Source organism: Haloarcula sp. Atlit-47R, assembly GCF_003665985.1.
In the GTDB taxonomy this organism is placed as follows: domain Archaea; phylum Halobacteriota; class Halobacteria; order Halobacteriales; family Haloarculaceae; genus Haloarcula; species Haloarcula taiwanensis.
In genome coordinates, this window is sequence record NZ_QPLQ01000001.1 from 557,683 (window position 1) to 574,544 (window position 16,862).

The following is a 16,862-nucleotide window of genomic DNA, read 5'->3' on the forward strand; positions in this document are numbered from 1 at the left end:
AATTCTCGGCCACGAATCCGACCCCTTAAACCCGGTTTTCAGGGTCAGAATCGCTTCTCTACCGTGAAAACTACATTTAAGGGTTGAACCGTGGGCACAATAGGGCTTGGCCACGTTGAACATGGCCGAAGCTCACCGGTTGAAAATACTATTAAAATAGGGGAACAGCGGGGGTTTACTCGTCGTCGAGAGCGCAATCGACGCAGTACCGCTTGAGAGTCTGTAACTGGTGGCCGTCTTCGTTCATTGGAACTCGAACCTCAACCCACAGTTTCCGCTTCTCTGGAAGGTAGTTGAACGCTTCAAGCGAGTCGAAGTCCGCGAAGAGGTCTTTTTCAGCGCGGCCCTCAAGGAAGGACTCGATTTGTCTGTGCGTGTGAATCCTGCTTACACGGTTCTCTGGGGCGCTCTGGAAGTGGCCGGTTGGAAGTTCGACCAACGGAAGATGAACGTTCTCAGGGGCGTAGTGGAACTCGCTTACGGCGTCGGGGTTGACCATCTCAATGCCGTCCTGCTCGTTGAGATATGAGCGGACAGAGTGAGTGGCCGAGTCGTTCCAAAGGAACGTGTTCTCAAGGTCGTGAACCGCGTCGAAAACGTACGTGTTGCCGTCTCCAAGGTAGTCTGTTGTGCGAACGATAAGTTCTTGCGCGTCTACTGTCTGCCGGATTTCGTGGGAAATCATTGTTTTTAGTTTTGTTTTACTTTTTTGATGGGTGTCTTGCTCACCTCCTTTTCTGCTTGTGTTGAACCTGTCATCATCAGGCCCGGAACGGTTCATTTCCCGGACAACAAGCCCGCTAAGGCTTGTTTCGACTATTCTTACTCGCTCTGACGGTCGATCTCCTTGCAGAGTTCGTCGAACGTTCCACCAGCACCGCGAAGCGTGTAGGCTTCGTCGTCTGCGAGCAAGAACGCGATGTCGTCAAACACGTCTTCAACGTGACCCGAGTGCGTCTCAATCCAATCGCCGTGACTGGAATCGTCGATGAATTGCGTCACAACGCCGAAGTCTTCGAGCACGTAGATTTCCGCCCAGATATGGTCGTACGGTGTGTCTACTGTGATTTCTGGTGTAGCCTTCTCGGCGACAAGTTGACCCACTACGTCGTCGCACTTGTTCTCGGTTTCTACGGCGTCACCGAGGTCTTCGGCGACTGTTTCTTCTGTTGGCTGTTCTTCGTCCATGGTTGCGTTGTTTGCGTTCATGTTTTGCTTAGTCTGTCTCTTCAGGCGTGGGCGACTATTTCCACGCGACAAGCCTTGTGAGGCTTGTTTCGACTATTCTATTTTTCAACGACGTGGAACTCGGAGACGCTGTCAGCGATGTAATCCTCAAAACGACCGCCGCCGTCAACCGGTCGTGCCGTAACCATGTACCAGTCAGCCTTGGGCTCAAACCCGTACTGCTTCGCGGCCATCTCGTCGTGGACTTCGACAGAGTTCGTGACGATCTCGCTGTCGTACTCGTCTATGCACACAAACCCGTCAAAACGGGCCATGCCAGACGTAACGATTACGTTGTCAGTCACCAGCACGTCCCTGTCGTCAAACCGCCATCCGTTGATGGTGTGAGCGGCCTCTTCTTGCAGGTCGTCGAGAAGGTCGAGGACCTGCTCAACCTGCCAGTCACTATGTACCGTGATGGTGTTGCGGACGTGACGCTCCGTAAACGGGGATTTTGTTGTGATGTTCTGTTCTGCTTCTGCTGCTGCTGTGTTGTTGTTCTGCATTGTTGTGTTGTTCTGGTGGTTGTTTTCTGCTGTCTGTTCTTCGTCATTTACAGCCGTTTCAGACGTTCTACGGCCTGAATTAGCGTTCATGGCGTCTTCGTTTTTGTCTGCCATACTACTACGTTGTACGCCTATTGTAATAAAGGGTTCCCGCATTTCGGAAGGACTGCACAAACACGGGAAGGACTGCCCACATACGGACAGCACTTAATACGCACGCGCACGTAGCCACGTGTATGGGACGCAACCGCGCTCTCCTCACAGACAGAGAGCGAGAACTCCTGCAAGCACAGACTCCCGACGAGTTGGAAAACCCGCCGGAGAACTTCCAGAACGCCCAAGAGAAGGCTCGTAGCCGATTCAAGAACCGACTCGACGAACTCGTAGAGGACGTACGGATCGCCGCCGACGACCCCAAACTCGAAGACGTGCTCGTAGCCCGGCTGCTCACTTCGTTCCGAATCGCTTCAGCGTTCGACGACGGCCATAAAACCGAGATTCTCGCGGCGTCAGACATCGCCGAACAAACAAAACAAGCAAACACGGAGGCAAATGAGTAAAGAAATCACCATTACAGCGACCGAGGTACTCGTCGAACAGCACGACGGAACCGAACACAGATTCCCGAGCGTCTGGGATCGAGAAGCCATGTACGTGAACGAGTCAGACGCCCCCGAGCACGTACTCGAATACGCAGAAGCCGACCCCGACGTATCGGCTATCCTTCCTGTCGACGGCGTACACCAAACCGAATACCGAGCGTTAGACCCCCGAACCGAAGGCGACACAAAAACAACGTACTTCCTTCACGAACGCCCACCAGAAGCGTGTGTAGAAGTGCCTGAACGGCATGATAGCGTGCCGTACCGTGACGTTCGTAGTGCGCTCAAACTGCACGAAGACACGGAACCGCGATACATCAGCACGGCGTACTTCTTCCCGGCGTTGGAACTCGTGGAAGTCTGGTTCGACCACGAACCCGGACACCTTGAAATGTCGTCTGTGGCAGGCGATTACAAGCGCCTACCAATGGAGGATATTCGAGGTGTGACGTGGGAAACCGAAGACGAACTTCTCGACGAACTGGAAGAGAAGAAACGCCACCGTGAGGAAGGCCCATCAGCAGAAGAACTGTTCGGCCCGGATGAAATCACGTGCCCGCATTGTGATGAAGAGTTTGAAGGCGAAGACTGGCGGGATCGTCATGTTGAACAAGTCCACGGTGACGAGTTTGACTGTGAATGCGGCTTTGAAACCGCGTACGAAGGCCAGTTAAAGAACCACCAGAAGCATTGCGACCAAGCCGATGATGTCGGGCTGTATGGCGACGAGGCCGGTCGTGGTGACGATTCCGTGACTGGTGAAGCGACTCACCCGGACGAAACCGATTACGACTCTGGCGGCGTCTACCCGGACCAGTAGTCGGCCACTTTTTAGCGGAACTCATCCCAATACTGTCTACCGTAGTCAAGAATGTCATTGCCAATAGACTCGTCTAAGCCGGGGGTCTGACCCATCCGAGTAATCTCCTTGAAATCACGGACAACGACATCCCACTTAGTCACTCCAGCGCGGTCATGGTCGACAGCCCATAACTCATTATCAGAATCAACCAGTATATTCAGCCGAGATGCGTCAGCATTCCCGGTTCCAAGCATCGCACCAGCAACCCGTTTAAACTCTTCTTCGTCGTAGTCTCTATCGGTAAACAGCAATTGCTCACCGTCTACATACTCCATCACGACCACAGAACCGACCTTGACCGCTTTAGGGGCGTTCACATCTACCTCTGCAAGTTTCTTTGGGATGTTCAACAGGTTCTTTTTAACCGGATTAGCACCGGGATAGTCTTCCCCGACATCTTCAACAAGAACGAAATTTTCGCCATCAACCTCAACCACTTCCATGCGCTTGTTTTCACCTCCGAGCGTCTCAATCGTTGAGACGCCAAGAATATGGGAATACTCGATGTCTTCTATGTTCATATGTCATTTTATCAATGATGGCCAATAACAATTGGCCCATTTGTGTTAGTATTTGACCAGTTGCAACCAATCCGTAGTAGGGTCTCTTACCAAACACGGTCGAACAGGGGACTCCTCGTTTCCGATGAGCTGATTCCACCATAGGAACAGGCGGGTGGAGTTCTGAGATTCACGGTTGGAGTGTGTCACGTACCCCGGTCGCCCCACCCCACCACACAACACACCTGCCTTTAAATATGTAACACACCAAATAACACATAAGGGAAACCCCCCGGAAAACAACCAATGACAGACCGAAAACTAACATTCAACCGGAAGGTTTGGAAACGAGGACAGAACAGTTACGCGACCACCATTCCCAGAGAGATACTCAACATGACACAACTCCCCATGCACCGCGACATTGAGACCCAATGGACATACGACATCGAAGCAGGACGAATCACCGTCGAGTTCGATGTACTACCTGAAGAAGAGGATGAGTGAAGAACAGCCTAAGCGAGCATGGGGCTACGTCCGACTCTCCCAAGATGGCCGCGAAGGAACGTTGACCGAGCAAAAGAACTCCATCAGCACGTACGCACGAGAACGTGAAGACCTCTCACTCATCACTACCTTGAACGAAGGCAAACGAACCAGCGGGTTCACCAGCGACCGGGCAAAATACCAAACGCTGTTGGAGAAGATCGAGAACAACGAACTCGACGCCATCATAGTGCGCGACCGAGCACGACTCGCACGAGACTTCGATCTCCGCCTCCAACTCTTGTTGCTCCTGCGAGCCTCTGGAGTCGAGATGCACGTCACCGAAGAAGGCGGACCCGCCCGACTCCACCAAGTCCAAAACGCCATATTTGACGTTATGAAGGCCGGAATGGGGCATATAGCCAAAATGAGAGAACGAGAACGAGCACAAGCCGCAGTCACCGAACGACTCGACAGCGGCGGGTGGCAGGGAGGCATACCGTACGGTTTCCGACTCGACTCGTCGAACCAGTACCTCGTACCTGATGAAGACGAGTTTGAGGACCTTGAAGAAGTCCTACGCCACCATGAGAACGGCGTCAGCGGGCGCTCAATCGCCGAACGAGTCGGTATCACCCACGGAAAAGTACGAAGCATCATATCGAACACGGAGCGTGTGCGAGCCGCACAGTCCGGCGCACTCATCGGTAACGGAGGCCCTGTGTGGCCCGACGAATAGAGCAGCCACCTCACACACGCATTTTCCCGGGGCACACCGACGCATAGCTATGGACATCATCAACGAGACCGAACAAGCCCTCGACAAGTACAGCATCATCATCGAGGAACTCGACACCAACCCACCCAAAAGCATCCTCGGCTTCCCAGAAGCGTTCCCCGTCGGAACCAGCACGACACCACGAAACCACTACACAGTCGTCTCACAACCCGACGTATTCCCACACGAAACACGGACACGAGTCTACACTAACGACACCGTAGACGAAGAACTCGTATACGCTTCAGCGAGCAACCACCGCGAAGTAATCGCTCACATCATCCAACAGTACGACCTGTTCCAGCGAACAGTAGACCTTGACGCAAAACTCATCATGCACGACACCGACGAACGAGCCGAGTTCCACCTGCAGAAAGCCCGAAAGCACCTGCAGAAAGCCGGGATCGAGTTCGGTGAAAGCAGGGAACCGTCCACCGGAAACATCGAATGGCGTCTCGGCGGTGACGACCTTGATGGGGCCGATCTCGTCAAAATCCGAGCGTACAATCTCGACGACTGAGCAGCCATCCCGGACACACCCATTTTGGCTACCAGTCACAACACACGACCATGCACCCGATGATGCGAAAGCTACGAGAACAGCGCACAGCCCACGAAAACCCGCCTGAAACACGTGAGGAAGCCGAACAAATGCTCAACAGCCTACCGGAAGCAAAGCAAAAGCAGTACGAGCGATTCGCCAAGCTCTCCAATGGAGTCGACGAACCCGTCGACTTTTTCATCGTAGTGAACTGCTCAGGCACTCAGGCCGACCATCTCGCCGCAGAAGTCACCGACCGCTTCCAAGCAGAGAACAATGATTGACGAACCCGAAACCTTCGCGGAGTGGCTGGCCGAGTATTTCGGCGGCGAGCCCTCTGACTGGGAAACCGAGGTCGAAGTCGAAGACCCGGACGCTGAAACCCTCTCTGCTATCCGCCGACTCAAACAAGCTCACGAAGACCGGGACGAGACCCGAGGCGAATTCTACGCACGACACTTCGGCGGCGACCCCGCAGACTACGAAGGAGACTTCGACGAGTCCGACATGGACGCCGAAGCCGAACAAGCACTCGAAAACCTCCACAAAAACGACGAATGACACTGCTCACGCTCTTTCTCGCCTTCGGTCTCGGTCTCGGTCTCGGCTGGTTCATCGCCTACTTCTGACCCTACTACGGGTTGGTTTCACAATCATTAAACTGCACCCGCCCAACACACGAACGCGGCCACATGGCCGTATCTTTGTCAGCCATCGCCCCCGGTATCACACGGGGGTTGGGGGCTGACAAAACACTCATACTCAATACTGACCAGTCCTGCATGAACTCGGGGTGGCCGGGAGCACGTTCCTCCCGGCACAAGGGCGAGCAAGAAAATGTGTGTGCCACCGGACAGGTGACACTCGAAGTTACACGCTCAACCCGGATAAACTCAACTGCCTTTCTCTGTGCAACCAGACCGTAGTAGGGTCACTCACCAACCCGTCGCCCACGAACCCGAAACTGGCCGTCCGGGGCCGGAATCCACTCCAACACACAAAACCCATCCTCAGTCACATGCAGGCACTCGTCCGGCTGCTCGTCGGTCCCACGCGAACGTTTAACTGCCATATTAAAACATATCACCCGAATTAATAAAAACCACTCGACCCAACCCTCTCTCAACCCACCGGAAACACACGCCAACCGCAACCCCGCGAGCCGACTTTAAGTGCTGGACTCGTCTAATTAAACATGCCCCACAGAGTCGAACAAGAACGACACAAGTGCCATACCGACGGCTGCGATGGTCGTCTCGTCACCATCACACAAACAGTCTCCCAATGCTCCACCTGCGGACGCGAACATTGGATCGACGTGTACCCCGCACCAGACACGCCAGCATAACCCACTCACCAACTCCTTCTTTTCCTCGTCTTCCACGCCTCATAGACGAGTCTATGAAGATTATGAACGAATATCATAACACGCTTTCCGCCGGTACACGCTCTCTCCCGAACGATAACACGCTTTGACGCTCTCCCGGAATAGAAGCCGTCTCTGACTCTTCTCAAGCTAAGATTAGAAGGGTGGGGGTGGGGAGGGGTAGCGGCGTCGGAACGACAAGTCGTTCCTTCCTTGCTACAAAGGTATGGCTTACGGTGATCTAAGAGGAGTAGGCTTATAAGTGTTTTCCTGTATTGTATCTTTTCAACCAAACCTTTGTGTTGAATCTTTGAGACAAAAGACGTGTTTGTTCCAACGTGTCCCTTCTGACGTGACCCCCCTACCCTTCGTTTCTGCGTGAGAAGAGTCAGAGACGGTTACCGACACGGCTCTCCCCGGAAAGCGTCTACACGGCTTTGTGAAAGCGTCTACACAAGGAACGTGAGTTATGATATTCGTTCATAATCTTCATAGACTCGTCTATGAGGCGTGTTCAGCCAACATTCCTTGCGACTCTCACGGACATGGGAGGGTTTTGAGTGAGAATTTGAGAAGACTCAGAAACGGTTACCCCCTATGGAAGACACTATACAGGCGTTTATGGGGTTCTCAAGCCTGCTACGTTTGTTATCCGGTTTCATAAAAATAGCACATTCTTAGCAAACCCATTTAAGTAGAGGGTGTTAACCTCCTAACATGAGTAAACCCACTCCGTGGAGTGTCTCGTACGACGAGGCCCACAAAGAGGAGGTAGAGCGTCTTGTTGACAAGACGAATACAAACAAGTCAGAAGTAGGTCGTCAACTACTGGAACTCACCGCAGAAGTTGACAACCTCGCCGAGTACCCTAACGGGGTTGACGATCCGATAAAGGCACTTCGCCACGCGCTCGGCGAGTACCACGCGGACGCGAGCGTTAACGGGGTCGAGTACGATCCCGAGACGTACGACGGGTACTTGAGCACCGATGAAGTACGGGACATTTGCGCGGCTCACAAGGAACCGGAAATCAACCCGGACCACGTGAACCCGAGTAAGTCCATCCCGGACTCCATCCCGCAAAAGCGCCAACTGTTGGCCGCTATGCTTCGCCACGACTACGCGCACGTATCTAAACCTCGTGTCACGCACTTCGTCCGCACATTTTTCGGCTCTCCCGAGCACCTCGTCGAGAACGAGGAGATTCACAAGCAAATCTGGGAGTACGAGTTTTACCGGATGTACACCGTGGAAGGCGAGAATGGTGAAGCGATGTACGCCACTACTAAGCAGGTCATGCACGAGGACGACGTGCTCGGGTCACTAAACGAGTTCCGCGATGATTTGGAGTCGTGGCACCCGACCATGCCGAATAAGTTCGCCCCGTATGAAATCCGCGAGGTGAAAAAGCGGTTCAACGTGCTTCAGGACCGGGCTAAAGACGTTAAAGACCGGAGTGATGAAGAGTACGCGGCGAAGGTCGCTGAGGCCGAGCAGGAAGTGCAGTACCTGAAGAACTCGTACGTGTGGAAGGCGACCGCTGTTGCCACGCTGAAAGGCCGAGAAGACCGTAACGGCGACGTTCTGCACGAGCCGGTTGAGTGGATGCAGTCGTTCGTCGAAGAGTCTGGGCGGGTGTTAGGGACGCCTGACGGAGTGGCCGAGAAGGCGAAGGAACTCACTCACGAGCGTGTTGAGTTTTTGCTTGAGAACCGGTATATGACTGGGTTGGACAAGGATGCTTTGGCCGTGTTTGATGCGTTCGTCGAGAACGAGTATGAATCGCCGGTTGAGGCGGCGGCGTGAACGCGGCGGTTTCCCTTTTTTAGCTTCTACTGGCCCTACTACGGGTTCTATTCGGGTGGCTGTTCTTGACGGGTATCCAGCTTCCACATCAGCGTGCTACCGACTTGTTTCGATTTGACGAGCCCATTGTCTTCCATTTGTGTGAGTAGGTCGTGTGCCGTCGTTCGGTGACAGCCGAGTTCATTGGCCACTTCGGAGGTCCCGAGGCGATCCCCTTCGAGTACGTCGACTACGACCTGTTCAGAATAAACCTCGGAATACTGACCGGAGTCAGGGTCCCGCCGACGTGGCATACACTCACACTCGGAGACGAGGGGTGAAAGTACTGTCCCTCTCGACTGGTGCGAGCGGCCGTGAAAGCTTTTATTATGCCATCCTACGTGGCGTAGTTTGGATGCTGTACACTCATTCGCATTTCAACTGGCAAAACGATACTCTCACATGCCGGGGGCAAGCATGTCAGGTATAAGCGGGTCTACGGAACCTACCGAATCAACTATGGATGAACAAAGCGACGTTACACATCTGCTGAAATCTCAGCCCTATTACACGACCAGAAAGGGCGCTGCGTATCAGGGGGATAGTCGAGAGCTACTTGAAGAACTGCCCGAGGGGGAAGTCGATCTCATCGTCACTTCGCCCCCGTTTGCACTCAGGCGCGAGAAGGCATACGGGAACGAGTCGCCTGAGGAGTACAACGAGTGGTTCATGGAGTTCGCTGAAAAGGCGTATGACGTTCTCGCCGACGACGGGAGCATGGTCATCGACATCGGTGGAGGTTGGACTAAAGGCGTTCCCACACGCTCTACATACCATTTCGAGCTTCTGATGGACCTCGTTGGCGAAGACGGTCCGTTTCACTTGGCGCAGGAGATGTACTGGTACAACCCGGCCAAACTCCCGACACCCGCCCAATGGGTCACAATTGAACGTATCCGCCTGAAAGACGCCGTCAACCACGTCTGGTGGTTGTCGAAGACGGAACGCCCTGACGCGGACAACAAGCGTGTCCTGAAAGAATACAGCGACGCTCAGAAGAAGCTCATGGAGGATGGGTACAAGGACAAGATGCGGCCGTCTGAACACAATATTAGCGACAAATTTGACAAACCGAAAGAAGACGGTGCTATCCGACCGAACTTCTGGGATATGGTCGACTCACCGGACATAGCACCTGACTTTTCTGATATATTGCATGACGCTGGTGTCTCTGATGAACTTATTCAGTCGGCTGCCGAGGTCGACAAACTTGATGAACTTGCCCGACTCACACTCCCCGAAGACAAGATACCGGACAACGTTCTCAAGATAGCTAATACCGCGTCAAACACCCACTATCTTAACGCCTGCAAAGAGGTCGGTGTTGACCCGCACCCCGCCCGATTCCCCCGTGACCTTCCGCAGTTCTTCATCCAGTTCTTGACTGAGAAGGACGATCTCGTTCTCGACATCTTTGCAGGCTCAAATATGAGCGGGTGGCTCGCCGAGCAGATGGGCAGGGACTGGCTGGCGTTCGAGTATCAAGAAAAGTACCTGAGAAGCAGCAAGCTCCGGTTCCTCCCCATGGAAGAGCTTCAGCGGGACGACAATCAGCAAAGCTTCGACGACGTAATCGAACTCACCGATTAGTCGCTGTCCTCTATACGCTTGATTTCGCGGGCCTTCTGCGCTTGTCGCTTCAGTTCTCGACTCACCTTGTGTGGGTCTGTCTCGATTTGATCAATCTCGTCACCGGTCAAGAACAAGATAGTGAGATTCTCTTTCTGCATCACCTTGTTAGCGAACTGACGGGCGTCTAGCACCACGTCCGAGGTCGTTACCATTAGGACGGTGTTGGTATTCAACATCCGGGAGAGACCCACTTCCTTGGCCACGTGCTTCGTCCGCAGATTTGAGCTACCGTAGTTTTTGCATTGAATCTGCCACCGGTCAAGCGTCACACCTTTCGAGTCCATGATTACGTCCACCTCTGCGCCGCCCGTGGACTCGACACCACGCTCTTGCCATGCCTCAAACTCCAACCCGAGCATGAGACCGATCTTGATGGCCAACGCTTCCAGCGCCCGGCCAGCGAGGAAGGTCATGTCGGAATCCATCTGGTCCTGTATTTCGCTGATGGACATCCGAAGCACTTCCCGAGGCACACCTGTCCTGTCTGCTGTATCCTCAAGAACGGGTTCCAACGCCTCAACACGAGCCTTCTCCGTTAGCCACACTTCGCTCGGTTTAGATGGATTGTCGGCAGTGTGCTGGTAGTCGATGAGACCGAGTTCCTTCAGCGGGTCCAGTACTTTCGCTGTGTTGGACTTGCTGTCAAGGTAGATTCCGTGGGTGTCTTCGGCCAATTCGCGGACTTTGTTGTTCCGTATGGGTTCGTCCGGGTTTAGTCTGACAAGAGTAGTCAGGAAAGCCCATTGTGCATCTGAGAGGCCGTCAATATCGATCCGAGTGTCACGGTCAACACCGAGGAGTTCGTCTATCTTGTCGTCGTTCAGCTTGATTTTCCACGTCCGAGTGTTGATGAGGTCTGCTTCTGCTAACCAGCCCCGCATCTGATTCCAATGCGTGCTGGACTCTTTCAAGTAGAGGTCGTACTCACGGTCCAATTGTCGGGCGATGTTCTTTGTAGTGGTCTTCTCCCCAGCAGCGATGAGGTCACGGATGATGTCAACGATCTTCCGACCGTGAAGGTTTTTGAGGATGTGCTTGGCCAAGCGGTCGTACAGTTCGTCTTCGTCGTTTCTGAGGTCGTAGAGTTCCTGACCGATGTCGGTGAACTCGAAATCGTCGGTGACGAGTTCGTATCCGTCCTTGTCTCCCGCGCCGAGCGCGAGAGGGACGTTCTTAGCTTGAGTCAGCGGGTTGGGTGAGTCCGGATAGAAGATGTCAGCGATCTCTTGTGTGAAGGCGTCTACGTTCCGTTCGTGCTTCTTAACGAGTTCAAGTACGAGTGGTAGCTGAACTTCATCGTCAAGCACGAGAGAGCCGGGGGAGAAAGCGTCGCCAAAGGGTAGGTCCGTATCCTTGCGTGCCATTAGTAACTGGTCAAAAAGTGAGTATCACGGCTGCATAGTACTTTCGTCCGAGATTTCGACCGTGAGAAAGGTGACGGGACGTGTACGGTCAACCGGGTGTGGAAGTTCGATTTTGGGATGGACTGAGCCGATCTATACTTCGGGGGCGTTCCGGTGCATGGCTTCCTTTCGTGTCGCTTTATCGAACTGCAGGTAGATTTGAGTCGTTGAGATGTCCTCGTGCCCAAGCAAATCTTTCAGAACTTTGATGTTAGTGCCATTCCGAACGTGCTGCACAGCAAATCCGTGACGAAAGGCGTGCGGCGATATGCGCTTTCGTTCGACTCCTTTCGCATCGGTGAACATAACGGACTGTATACCGGCGTTCTCGGCGGCTTGAGACACTATTTTAGTGACGCGCTTTTTGCTGATTCGAGTGCTTGAACGAGTGGGGAACAAGTACTCGGAATCGTCCGCATGAAAGACTGCCTGCCGTTCTGACTCGATCCATCGTCGGAGCGGGATGCCGATGCTATCTTGGAACCATAGGTCACGAGGGTTGTCGGTCTTCACGGCAGGCACGGAGATTTCTTGTTGCTTGAAGTCAATACTGCCGTACTTGTCGAGGTGAGGGGTTTCAGGCGCGATTTTGAGGTGTGTAAGCTCTTTATTCCGGAGTCCGAGACCCCAAAGCATCTTCAGAATCAACTCGTTACGGAATTTGGGCGCAGGGACGTGCTGGAGCATGGTTTTGTACTCTGACGGGCGCAGGAATACGACCCCCTCGCTGTTGCCTGTTGCTTCCTTTTTGGCCGTGCTCCCCCGTGTAATATGCTCCGTGATGGCGAACTTGTCGTTATCGATGGGAAGCACCGCGAGGTCGTCGTAGTACCCGTGGTAGGTGTTCAACCACTTGATGAACGTGCGCAGGTGGTTGTATCGGGTTTTAACGGTTGAATCCGGGTAGATGTCCGTTATTGAGGCGATGAAGTCGTCTATTTCCTTCCATGTGACATTCGTGAGTTCGATGCCTTCGTCTTCCAGCCAGTCGACGAAGTTGCGAGCCGACCATCTGTATCCGGTGATTGTGCCGCTGGCACGTCTTCCGTTGTAGTGGTCGCAGAAGTCGAAAACGATCTCGTGGTCGAACTTGTCGCGAGTGACGTTCTTCATTCTGCCTCGAAGATGATGGTGTGTTCGAAGTCGCGGACGACGTGGATGCGTTCACTATACTGCTGGACGCGCTCTATTGCTTGTTCTATCTCGTAGTTCCCGACGCTGTAGTGCGCTTTGTAGACAGAGAGGAGACCGTAGTCGAAGTTCTGGCGCTCGGCCATGTCGTCGATGCCCCAGCCTTGCCCTTCCATTGTCTGCCGTGCCGACTCCAAAAGCTCTTGAGCGACCTCGTGAGGTTGCATCTCGACGCCGCCGCCGAGAGGGTCGAGGCTTCTGCGGGGCATGGTGTCGTACATGCGTTCGGTGATTGCTTCGATTTGTTCGGGGTCCGCGATTTGGCCGGACTCCATCGATGAGACGGTGCTTCGCACTTCGTCGAGTACGTCCTGCATCTCGTCGAGTCGGTCGTGAACACCGTCGATGTCTACGTCGATGGTGGCGTCGTCGAGGTCGAGGCCGTCGATGGTCGGCCCACGGTTCTCGTCGCTTATCTCGCGTTGAACAGAGAGTCGAATGAGGTGGGAGAGACTGGTTGCTTCATCTGATTCCTCGATGTAGTCTTCCCAGTCCCTCTTCATTTTGAGAGGGAGTTTGACGTTCACTTGTGTTGATTCCGGCATGAGTGAACGTCCCGCTATACCGTCAATAAGGTTTCTTTACTATTCGTATGCTTTCTGGTTGTAGAGTCCGGCCGAGGAGATGGTTTCGGCGAGTTCGGGCTGGTCGGCGTCGGCCAGCGTGCGGGCGAGGTCCCCGTCGTCCGACTCGTCCCTGTACCGCGCCATCAGCTCGTCGTGAGCGGGCTGACTTGCCTTGTCGGAGGTGTTCTGGCTGAGTATCGTTCGGACGAGACATTCGAAGGCGTCCTGGCCGCCGTAGGTCTTCTGCCAGTACAGGTCGCCGAGGCGGTCCACGACGGCTTCGGCCCGCGTGCCCGCCGTCTCCGGGTCGAACGTGGCCGACCGACCGCCGCCAGCGGCCCCACCGCTGATGTTCTCCGCTGGTTCCTCGTCGCTCATAGTCGATGTCAGGGCTGGCGAACCCAAAACGCCTGTCCCGAAATTCCGGGACCAGTTCAGATTCGTCGGACACCGGTCGCTAGGAAGAATCGGTGTTCCAGCGTGGTCCACAGTAAAGGACCTGAAATGGGGCGTCCTTGGGGCGAGACGCCCACGGGACAGACACGAAAAGCTCGTGGCGCGCGGCGACGGGCTATGCCCACGGTGGTCGTCGCCGCGAAAGATGGTCGAGACTGACAGGTCAGTCTGCGGGCACGGCCTGGGCTCTCACCTCCCGTCGGGCGGCGTTTGCGCGGACGACAGGGACGGCAGTACCCGACTCGCTACGGCGACAGATATCCCGCCTCGATGTGGCCTGTTCGTCCGGCATACAATTATTTAGGCTACCCTAAAACACAAAAAGCCATCGGTTTCTAGGCGGACCAAAAAAAGGTGTCAGTTATTCCTCGACGACGACGGTGCCAACCATCCCCGCGGCCTCGTGTGGTACACAGAAGTAGCCGTGCTCGCCGGCCGTTTCGAACGTGTGAACGTAGCTCTGGCCGGACTGAACAGCCCCCTTACCGTTCTCCCAGCCCTCGCGTGCGGCCGACTCGGTTTCGAACCCGCCGGAGGCCCAGTAGGTCGCATCCTCCGGGAGTTCCTCTTCGTATGCGACGACGTTGTGTGCCTCGCCACCGGCGTGTTTCCAGGCGACCTTGTCGCCGACGCTGACGGTGAGTTCCTCTGGATTGAACGCCACGGCCTGCATGTCAACGACGTGGTCGGCATCCTCTGGAACGCCTTCAACGACGTTCGGGCCGCCGGACAGTGACGATTCGGTTTCCTCGGACGCCTCGCCGCCGTGGCCGCTGGAACCGCTCGGGGCGCTGTCGACAGCGCCGACGACGGCGAAGGCCGCAGTTCGGGCGGCGTCTGCGAACGCGGTCGCGCCGTCGGTCGACCCGCTCTCCAGGCCGGCGACATAGTCGTTCAGCGCGGCCTCGTAGCCTTCGTACGCCGCCGCGTCCGCGTTCTCGAGTTTGTCGTGTACCGCGGCGTTCTCGAAGGTCGCGAACACGTCGCTGACGATGCTCGCGGCCGCGGCACCGGTCTCGCCGCTGCTCGACCCGACGACGGCCGTCACCGATTCGATGGCCGCGCCGTAGAACGTCTTCGCAGCCGCGTACACGTCGCCACCATCGTTCGCAGCGGAGATGACGCCCCCGAGCGCTTCGTCCTCAAAGCGGTGATACAGGTCCTCATTCGCTTCTTCCAGCGCCTCGTGGTAGCCGGCGGCCCCAGATTCGAAGAACGCAAGCGCCTCCTGAGCAGTCGACGCCGCGCGGTCGGCGTTCCCGAGCGTGCTTGTCGCCGCCGCGTCGAATGTCAGGCCGGCCATGTATGTCGCGCCGGACCCGCTGGCAACGGCGGCGCTGTGAGCCGACTCGAACTCCAGCAGCGCCGCGAGGACACCGTCGTGATGGGTGCCGACCGCGTCGTCCTCGCCGTTCTCGTAGGCCGACTGGAGCCCCGCCAGGTGCTCTTCCTCGAAGCGGTGATAGAGGTCCTCGCTGGTCTCCTCCAGCGTCTCGTGGAAGTCCAGCTGGTTCTTCTCGAACCGGCCGAAGAGGTCCGAAACGAGCGTCGCCGCCCGGCTCGCCTTGCCCTGGCGGTACAGTTCGCGTGCGTCGGCGAAGCGGGCTCTGAAGAAGCCCGACTGGAGGACCGGCGCGTTGCCCCCGGCCAGCGCCTCGATGCCGGCGACGAGGTTGGTGTCGACGGTCTCGACAGCCGACGCGACGCCCTCGGTGTTCTCATTCTCGATGGCCGACGAGAGGTCCGACAGACCGGACTCGAACGCTTCGTAGGCCTCGCCGTCCGCCTCTTCGAGGGCGTCGTGGGCGGCCGCACTTTCGAAGTGAGCGAACACGTCCTCGACCATCGTCGCCGCGGTGTCCAGCTCCCCGGCACGGGCCAGCCACCCAGCGTCGTGGACACGAGCCCGGTACGTGTTCAGCGTCGTCGCGTGGGCGTAGTCAGCCCCGGCACCACCGCCTGCGGCGAGCGCGGCCGCGTCCCAGCCGCGGGCCTGCATCGTTGCGAGGTGGCCCGCGCCGGCGACTGACTCCTCCTGAGCCAGCGCATACGCGCCCGAAACGGTCGCATCGAGCGCGGCACGGGCCTGTTCGGTGACACCGCTCGCGTCTTCACTACCCGCAGCGGAACTGATGCCAGCCAGTGCGCTCTCGAAGGCTTCGTACGACTCCGCGTCCGCCTCCTCAATCTGACTGTAGACCAGTGCGTCCTCGAACGCGGTCATCGTCTCCTCCGCGATAGTGGCGGCCCCCTCGAAAGCGCCCAGGGTCCCGGCCATGGCGGCATTGCTCGCCCGGCTGCCCAGCAAGAGCAGGTCCAGCACTCTGGTAGCCCGCTGTCCGGCAGCGGCCTGCTGGGCCGTCTGGAGGTGGCCTGACGCCTCGTTGGCGGCCGACGCGGCTCCGGACACGTCGCTCTCAGACAGCGACGACTGGACCGCGCCGAGTGCCTCTTCGAACCCCTCGTATGCTGCCTTGGACGTAGATTCAAGCTGTTCGTGGGCACCGTACTCACCGGACGCGCCCTCGAAGCGGGCGAAGATGTTCTGTGCGATGGTCGCCCCGGCACCGGGCGCACCGGCCCGGCCCAGCGCGACAGCATCGTACAGCCGCGCCCGATAGACATTCCACTCAGTCGCGACAGCGGTCATCGGCCCGACCGAAACGCCGCTTTCGCCGCTACTGTCTGTGCCTGCGGTCGCTTCCTGTGCTGTCGTTTCGGTGTTCGCCGCCGTGTTCGATTCTGACGACCCCTGGCTGGGACACCCGGCAAGCAGTCCCGTCGCAGCGATCCCCACTGTCTTCAGCAAGTCACGTCTCTGTGGCATACAGATGATTAGGGTGACCTAAAAGACTTAACACCACCGATATTTTGGCGCCCCTAAACCACGAGCAGTAATGC

The 16,862-nt window shown here is 56.2% G+C and carries 18 protein-coding genes, 1 other RNA gene and 1 pseudogene; 9 read left to right on the plus strand and 11 right to left on the minus strand.

All coding sequences use genetic code 11. The features are described from left to right. Positions 1–175: 175 nt before the first annotated feature. From DVK00_RS02900 to DVK00_RS02915, 4 genes are all read right to left on the minus strand, one after another. Positions 176–685, minus strand: coding sequence for a hypothetical protein (locus DVK00_RS02900; protein WP_121577230.1), 510 nt, complete (start codon positions 683–685; stop codon positions 176–178). 137 nt (positions 686–822) lie between these two features. After that, positions 823–1,209 (minus strand): hypothetical protein, encoded by a 387-nt coding sequence (locus DVK00_RS02905; RefSeq protein WP_121577231.1) that lies wholly within the window; start codon positions 1,207–1,209, stop codon positions 823–825. A gap of 6 nt (positions 1,210–1,215) precedes the next feature. Beyond that, positions 1,216–1,283, minus strand: an RNA gene (locus tag DVK00_RS02910) — hammerhead ribozyme type II. 3 nt (positions 1,284–1,286) lie between these two features. Further along, positions 1,287–1,847 (minus strand): hypothetical protein, encoded by a 561-nt coding sequence (locus tag DVK00_RS02915; RefSeq protein WP_121577232.1) that lies wholly within the window; start codon positions 1,845–1,847, stop codon positions 1,287–1,289. A 122-nt stretch (positions 1,848–1,969) separates the two neighbouring features. Between DVK00_RS02915 and DVK00_RS02920 the strand changes: the two genes are divergently transcribed. Further along, positions 1,970–2,293 carry a hypothetical protein gene (locus DVK00_RS02920; RefSeq protein WP_121577233.1) on the plus strand — a complete coding sequence of 108 codons (324 nt, stop codon included), beginning with the start codon at positions 1,970–1,972 and terminating at the stop codon, positions 2,291–2,293. Further along, positions 2,286–3,155: a hypothetical protein gene (locus DVK00_RS02925; protein WP_121577234.1), complete on the plus strand. Its 870-nt coding sequence runs from the start codon at positions 2,286–2,288 to the stop codon at positions 3,153–3,155. The genes DVK00_RS02920 and DVK00_RS02925 overlap by 8 nt, the downstream gene beginning before the upstream one ends. An 11-nt stretch (positions 3,156–3,166) precedes the next feature. Here DVK00_RS02925 and DVK00_RS02930 read toward each other — a convergent pair whose 3' ends face one another. Further along, a complete protein-coding gene (locus DVK00_RS02930; RefSeq protein WP_121577235.1) occupies positions 3,167–3,718 on the minus strand; it encodes a hypothetical protein in 552 nt (183 codons plus the stop codon). A gap of 457 nt (positions 3,719–4,175) precedes the next feature. Between DVK00_RS02930 and DVK00_RS02935 the strand changes: the two genes are divergently transcribed. The 5 genes from DVK00_RS02935 (at position 4,176) to DVK00_RS02955 (ending at position 8,674) form a co-directional block, all read left to right on the plus strand. Next, on the plus strand, positions 4,176–4,922 hold the full coding sequence (locus DVK00_RS02935) for a recombinase family protein (RefSeq protein WP_121577236.1): 747 nt from the start codon (positions 4,176–4,178) through the stop codon (positions 4,920–4,922). Between the two features lie 49 nt (positions 4,923–4,971). Next, positions 4,972–5,481 carry a hypothetical protein gene (locus DVK00_RS02940; RefSeq protein ID WP_121577237.1) on the plus strand — a complete coding sequence of 170 codons (510 nt, stop codon included), beginning with the start codon at positions 4,972–4,974 and terminating at the stop codon, positions 5,479–5,481. Between the two features lie 59 nt (positions 5,482–5,540). Then, positions 5,541–5,786 carry a hypothetical protein gene (locus tag DVK00_RS02945; RefSeq protein WP_147435867.1) on the plus strand — a complete coding sequence of 82 codons (246 nt, stop codon included), beginning with the start codon at positions 5,541–5,543 and terminating at the stop codon, positions 5,784–5,786. Further along, positions 5,779–6,063 carry a hypothetical protein gene (locus tag DVK00_RS02950; RefSeq protein WP_121577239.1) on the plus strand — a complete coding sequence of 95 codons (285 nt, stop codon included), beginning with the start codon at positions 5,779–5,781 and terminating at the stop codon, positions 6,061–6,063. Before DVK00_RS02945 ends, DVK00_RS02950 begins: the two co-directional genes overlap by 8 nt. A 1,522-nt stretch (positions 6,064–7,585) precedes the next feature. Continuing rightward, positions 7,586–8,674, plus strand: a complete 1,089-nt coding sequence (locus tag DVK00_RS02955; RefSeq protein WP_121577240.1) for a hypothetical protein — start codon at positions 7,586–7,588, stop codon at positions 8,672–8,674. 47 nt (positions 8,675–8,721) lie between these two features. On the opposite strand, the gene DVK00_RS22435 is transcribed toward DVK00_RS02955, so the two are convergent. Then, positions 8,722–8,865 (minus strand): hypothetical protein, encoded by a 144-nt coding sequence (locus tag DVK00_RS22435; RefSeq protein WP_394345571.1) that lies wholly within the window; start codon positions 8,863–8,865, stop codon positions 8,722–8,724. Between DVK00_RS22435 and DVK00_RS21955 the strand changes: the two genes are divergently transcribed. Both DVK00_RS21955 and DVK00_RS02965 read left to right on the plus strand, forming a co-directional pair. Beyond that, positions 8,842–8,994 (plus strand): hypothetical protein, encoded by a 153-nt coding sequence (locus DVK00_RS21955; RefSeq protein ID WP_233560749.1) that lies wholly within the window; start codon positions 8,842–8,844, stop codon positions 8,992–8,994. The two genes, DVK00_RS22435 and DVK00_RS21955, sit on opposite strands and share 24 nt — an antisense overlap. A gap of 178 nt (positions 8,995–9,172) precedes the next feature. Further along, on the plus strand, positions 9,173–10,303 hold the full coding sequence (locus tag DVK00_RS02965; RefSeq protein WP_121577242.1) for a site-specific DNA-methyltransferase: 1,131 nt from the start codon (positions 9,173–9,175) through the stop codon (positions 10,301–10,303). On the opposite strand, the gene DVK00_RS02970 is transcribed toward DVK00_RS02965, so the two are convergent. The 5 genes and pseudogenes from DVK00_RS02970 to DVK00_RS02990 form a co-directional block, all read right to left on the minus strand. After that, positions 10,300–11,709 (minus strand): restriction endonuclease, encoded by a 1,410-nt coding sequence (locus tag DVK00_RS02970; protein ID WP_121577243.1) that lies wholly within the window; start codon positions 11,707–11,709, stop codon positions 10,300–10,302. The genes DVK00_RS02965 and DVK00_RS02970 overlap by 4 nt on opposite strands. Before the next feature lie 132 nt (positions 11,710–11,841). After that, positions 11,842–12,861 carry a tyrosine-type recombinase/integrase gene (locus DVK00_RS02975; RefSeq protein WP_121577244.1) on the minus strand — a complete coding sequence of 340 codons (1,020 nt, stop codon included), beginning with the start codon at positions 12,859–12,861 and terminating at the stop codon, positions 11,842–11,844. After that, positions 12,858–13,484: a hypothetical protein gene (locus DVK00_RS02980; RefSeq protein WP_121577245.1), complete on the minus strand. Its 627-nt coding sequence runs from the start codon at positions 13,482–13,484 to the stop codon at positions 12,858–12,860. Before DVK00_RS02980 ends, DVK00_RS02975 begins: the two co-directional genes overlap by 4 nt. A 48-nt stretch (positions 13,485–13,532) precedes the next feature. Continuing rightward, positions 13,533–13,883 (minus strand): annotated as a pseudogene (gene nth / locus DVK00_RS02985) (endonuclease III domain-containing protein); the annotation flags it as partial. A gap of 439 nt (positions 13,884–14,322) precedes the next feature. Further along, positions 14,323–16,788: a DUF5059 domain-containing protein gene (locus DVK00_RS02990; RefSeq protein ID WP_101350807.1), complete on the minus strand. Its 2,466-nt coding sequence runs from the start codon at positions 16,786–16,788 to the stop codon at positions 14,323–14,325. Between the last annotated feature and the right edge of the window lie 74 nt (positions 16,789–16,862).

Bases quoted from the DNA above. Each gene is read 5' to 3' on its own strand.
- DVK00_RS02970 (WP_121577243.1), bottom strand. From the start codon at position 11,709: ATGGCACGCAAGGATACGGACCTACCCTTTGGCGACGCTTTCTCCCCC.
- DVK00_RS02980 (WP_121577245.1), bottom strand. From the start codon at position 13,484: ATGCCGGAATCAACACAAGTGAACGTCAAACTCCCTCTCAAAATGAAG.
- DVK00_RS02915 (WP_121577232.1), bottom strand. From the start codon at position 1,847: ATGGCAGACAAAAACGAAGACGCCATGAACGCTAATTCAGGCCGTAGA.
- DVK00_RS02935 (WP_121577236.1), top strand. From the start codon at position 4,176: ATGTACTACCTGAAGAAGAGGATGAGTGAAGAACAGCCTAAGCGAGCA.
- DVK00_RS02900 (WP_121577230.1), bottom strand. From the start codon at position 685: ATGATTTCCCACGAAATCCGGCAGACAGTAGACGCGCAAGAACTTATC.
- DVK00_RS02930 (WP_121577235.1), bottom strand. From the start codon at position 3,718: ATGAACATAGAAGACATCGAGTATTCCCATATTCTTGGCGTCTCAACG.
- DVK00_RS02925 (WP_121577234.1), top strand. From the start codon at position 2,286: ATGAGTAAAGAAATCACCATTACAGCGACCGAGGTACTCGTCGAACAG.
- DVK00_RS02975 (WP_121577244.1), bottom strand. From the start codon at position 12,861: ATGAAGAACGTCACTCGCGACAAGTTCGACCACGAGATCGTTTTCGAC.
- DVK00_RS02940 (WP_121577237.1), top strand. From the start codon at position 4,972: ATGGACATCATCAACGAGACCGAACAAGCCCTCGACAAGTACAGCATC.
- DVK00_RS02990 (WP_101350807.1), bottom strand. From the start codon at position 16,788: ATGCCACAGAGACGTGACTTGCTGAAGACAGTGGGGATCGCTGCGACG.
- DVK00_RS02955 (WP_121577240.1), top strand. From the start codon at position 7,586: ATGAGTAAACCCACTCCGTGGAGTGTCTCGTACGACGAGGCCCACAAA.
- DVK00_RS02950 (WP_121577239.1), top strand. From the start codon at position 5,779: ATGATTGACGAACCCGAAACCTTCGCGGAGTGGCTGGCCGAGTATTTC.
- DVK00_RS02965 (WP_121577242.1), top strand. From the start codon at position 9,173: ATGGATGAACAAAGCGACGTTACACATCTGCTGAAATCTCAGCCCTAT.
- DVK00_RS02945 (WP_147435867.1), top strand. From the start codon at position 5,541: ATGATGCGAAAGCTACGAGAACAGCGCACAGCCCACGAAAACCCGCCT.
- DVK00_RS02920 (WP_121577233.1), top strand. From the start codon at position 1,970: ATGGGACGCAACCGCGCTCTCCTCACAGACAGAGAGCGAGAACTCCTG.
- DVK00_RS02905 (WP_121577231.1), bottom strand. From the start codon at position 1,209: ATGAACGCAAACAACGCAACCATGGACGAAGAACAGCCAACAGAAGAA.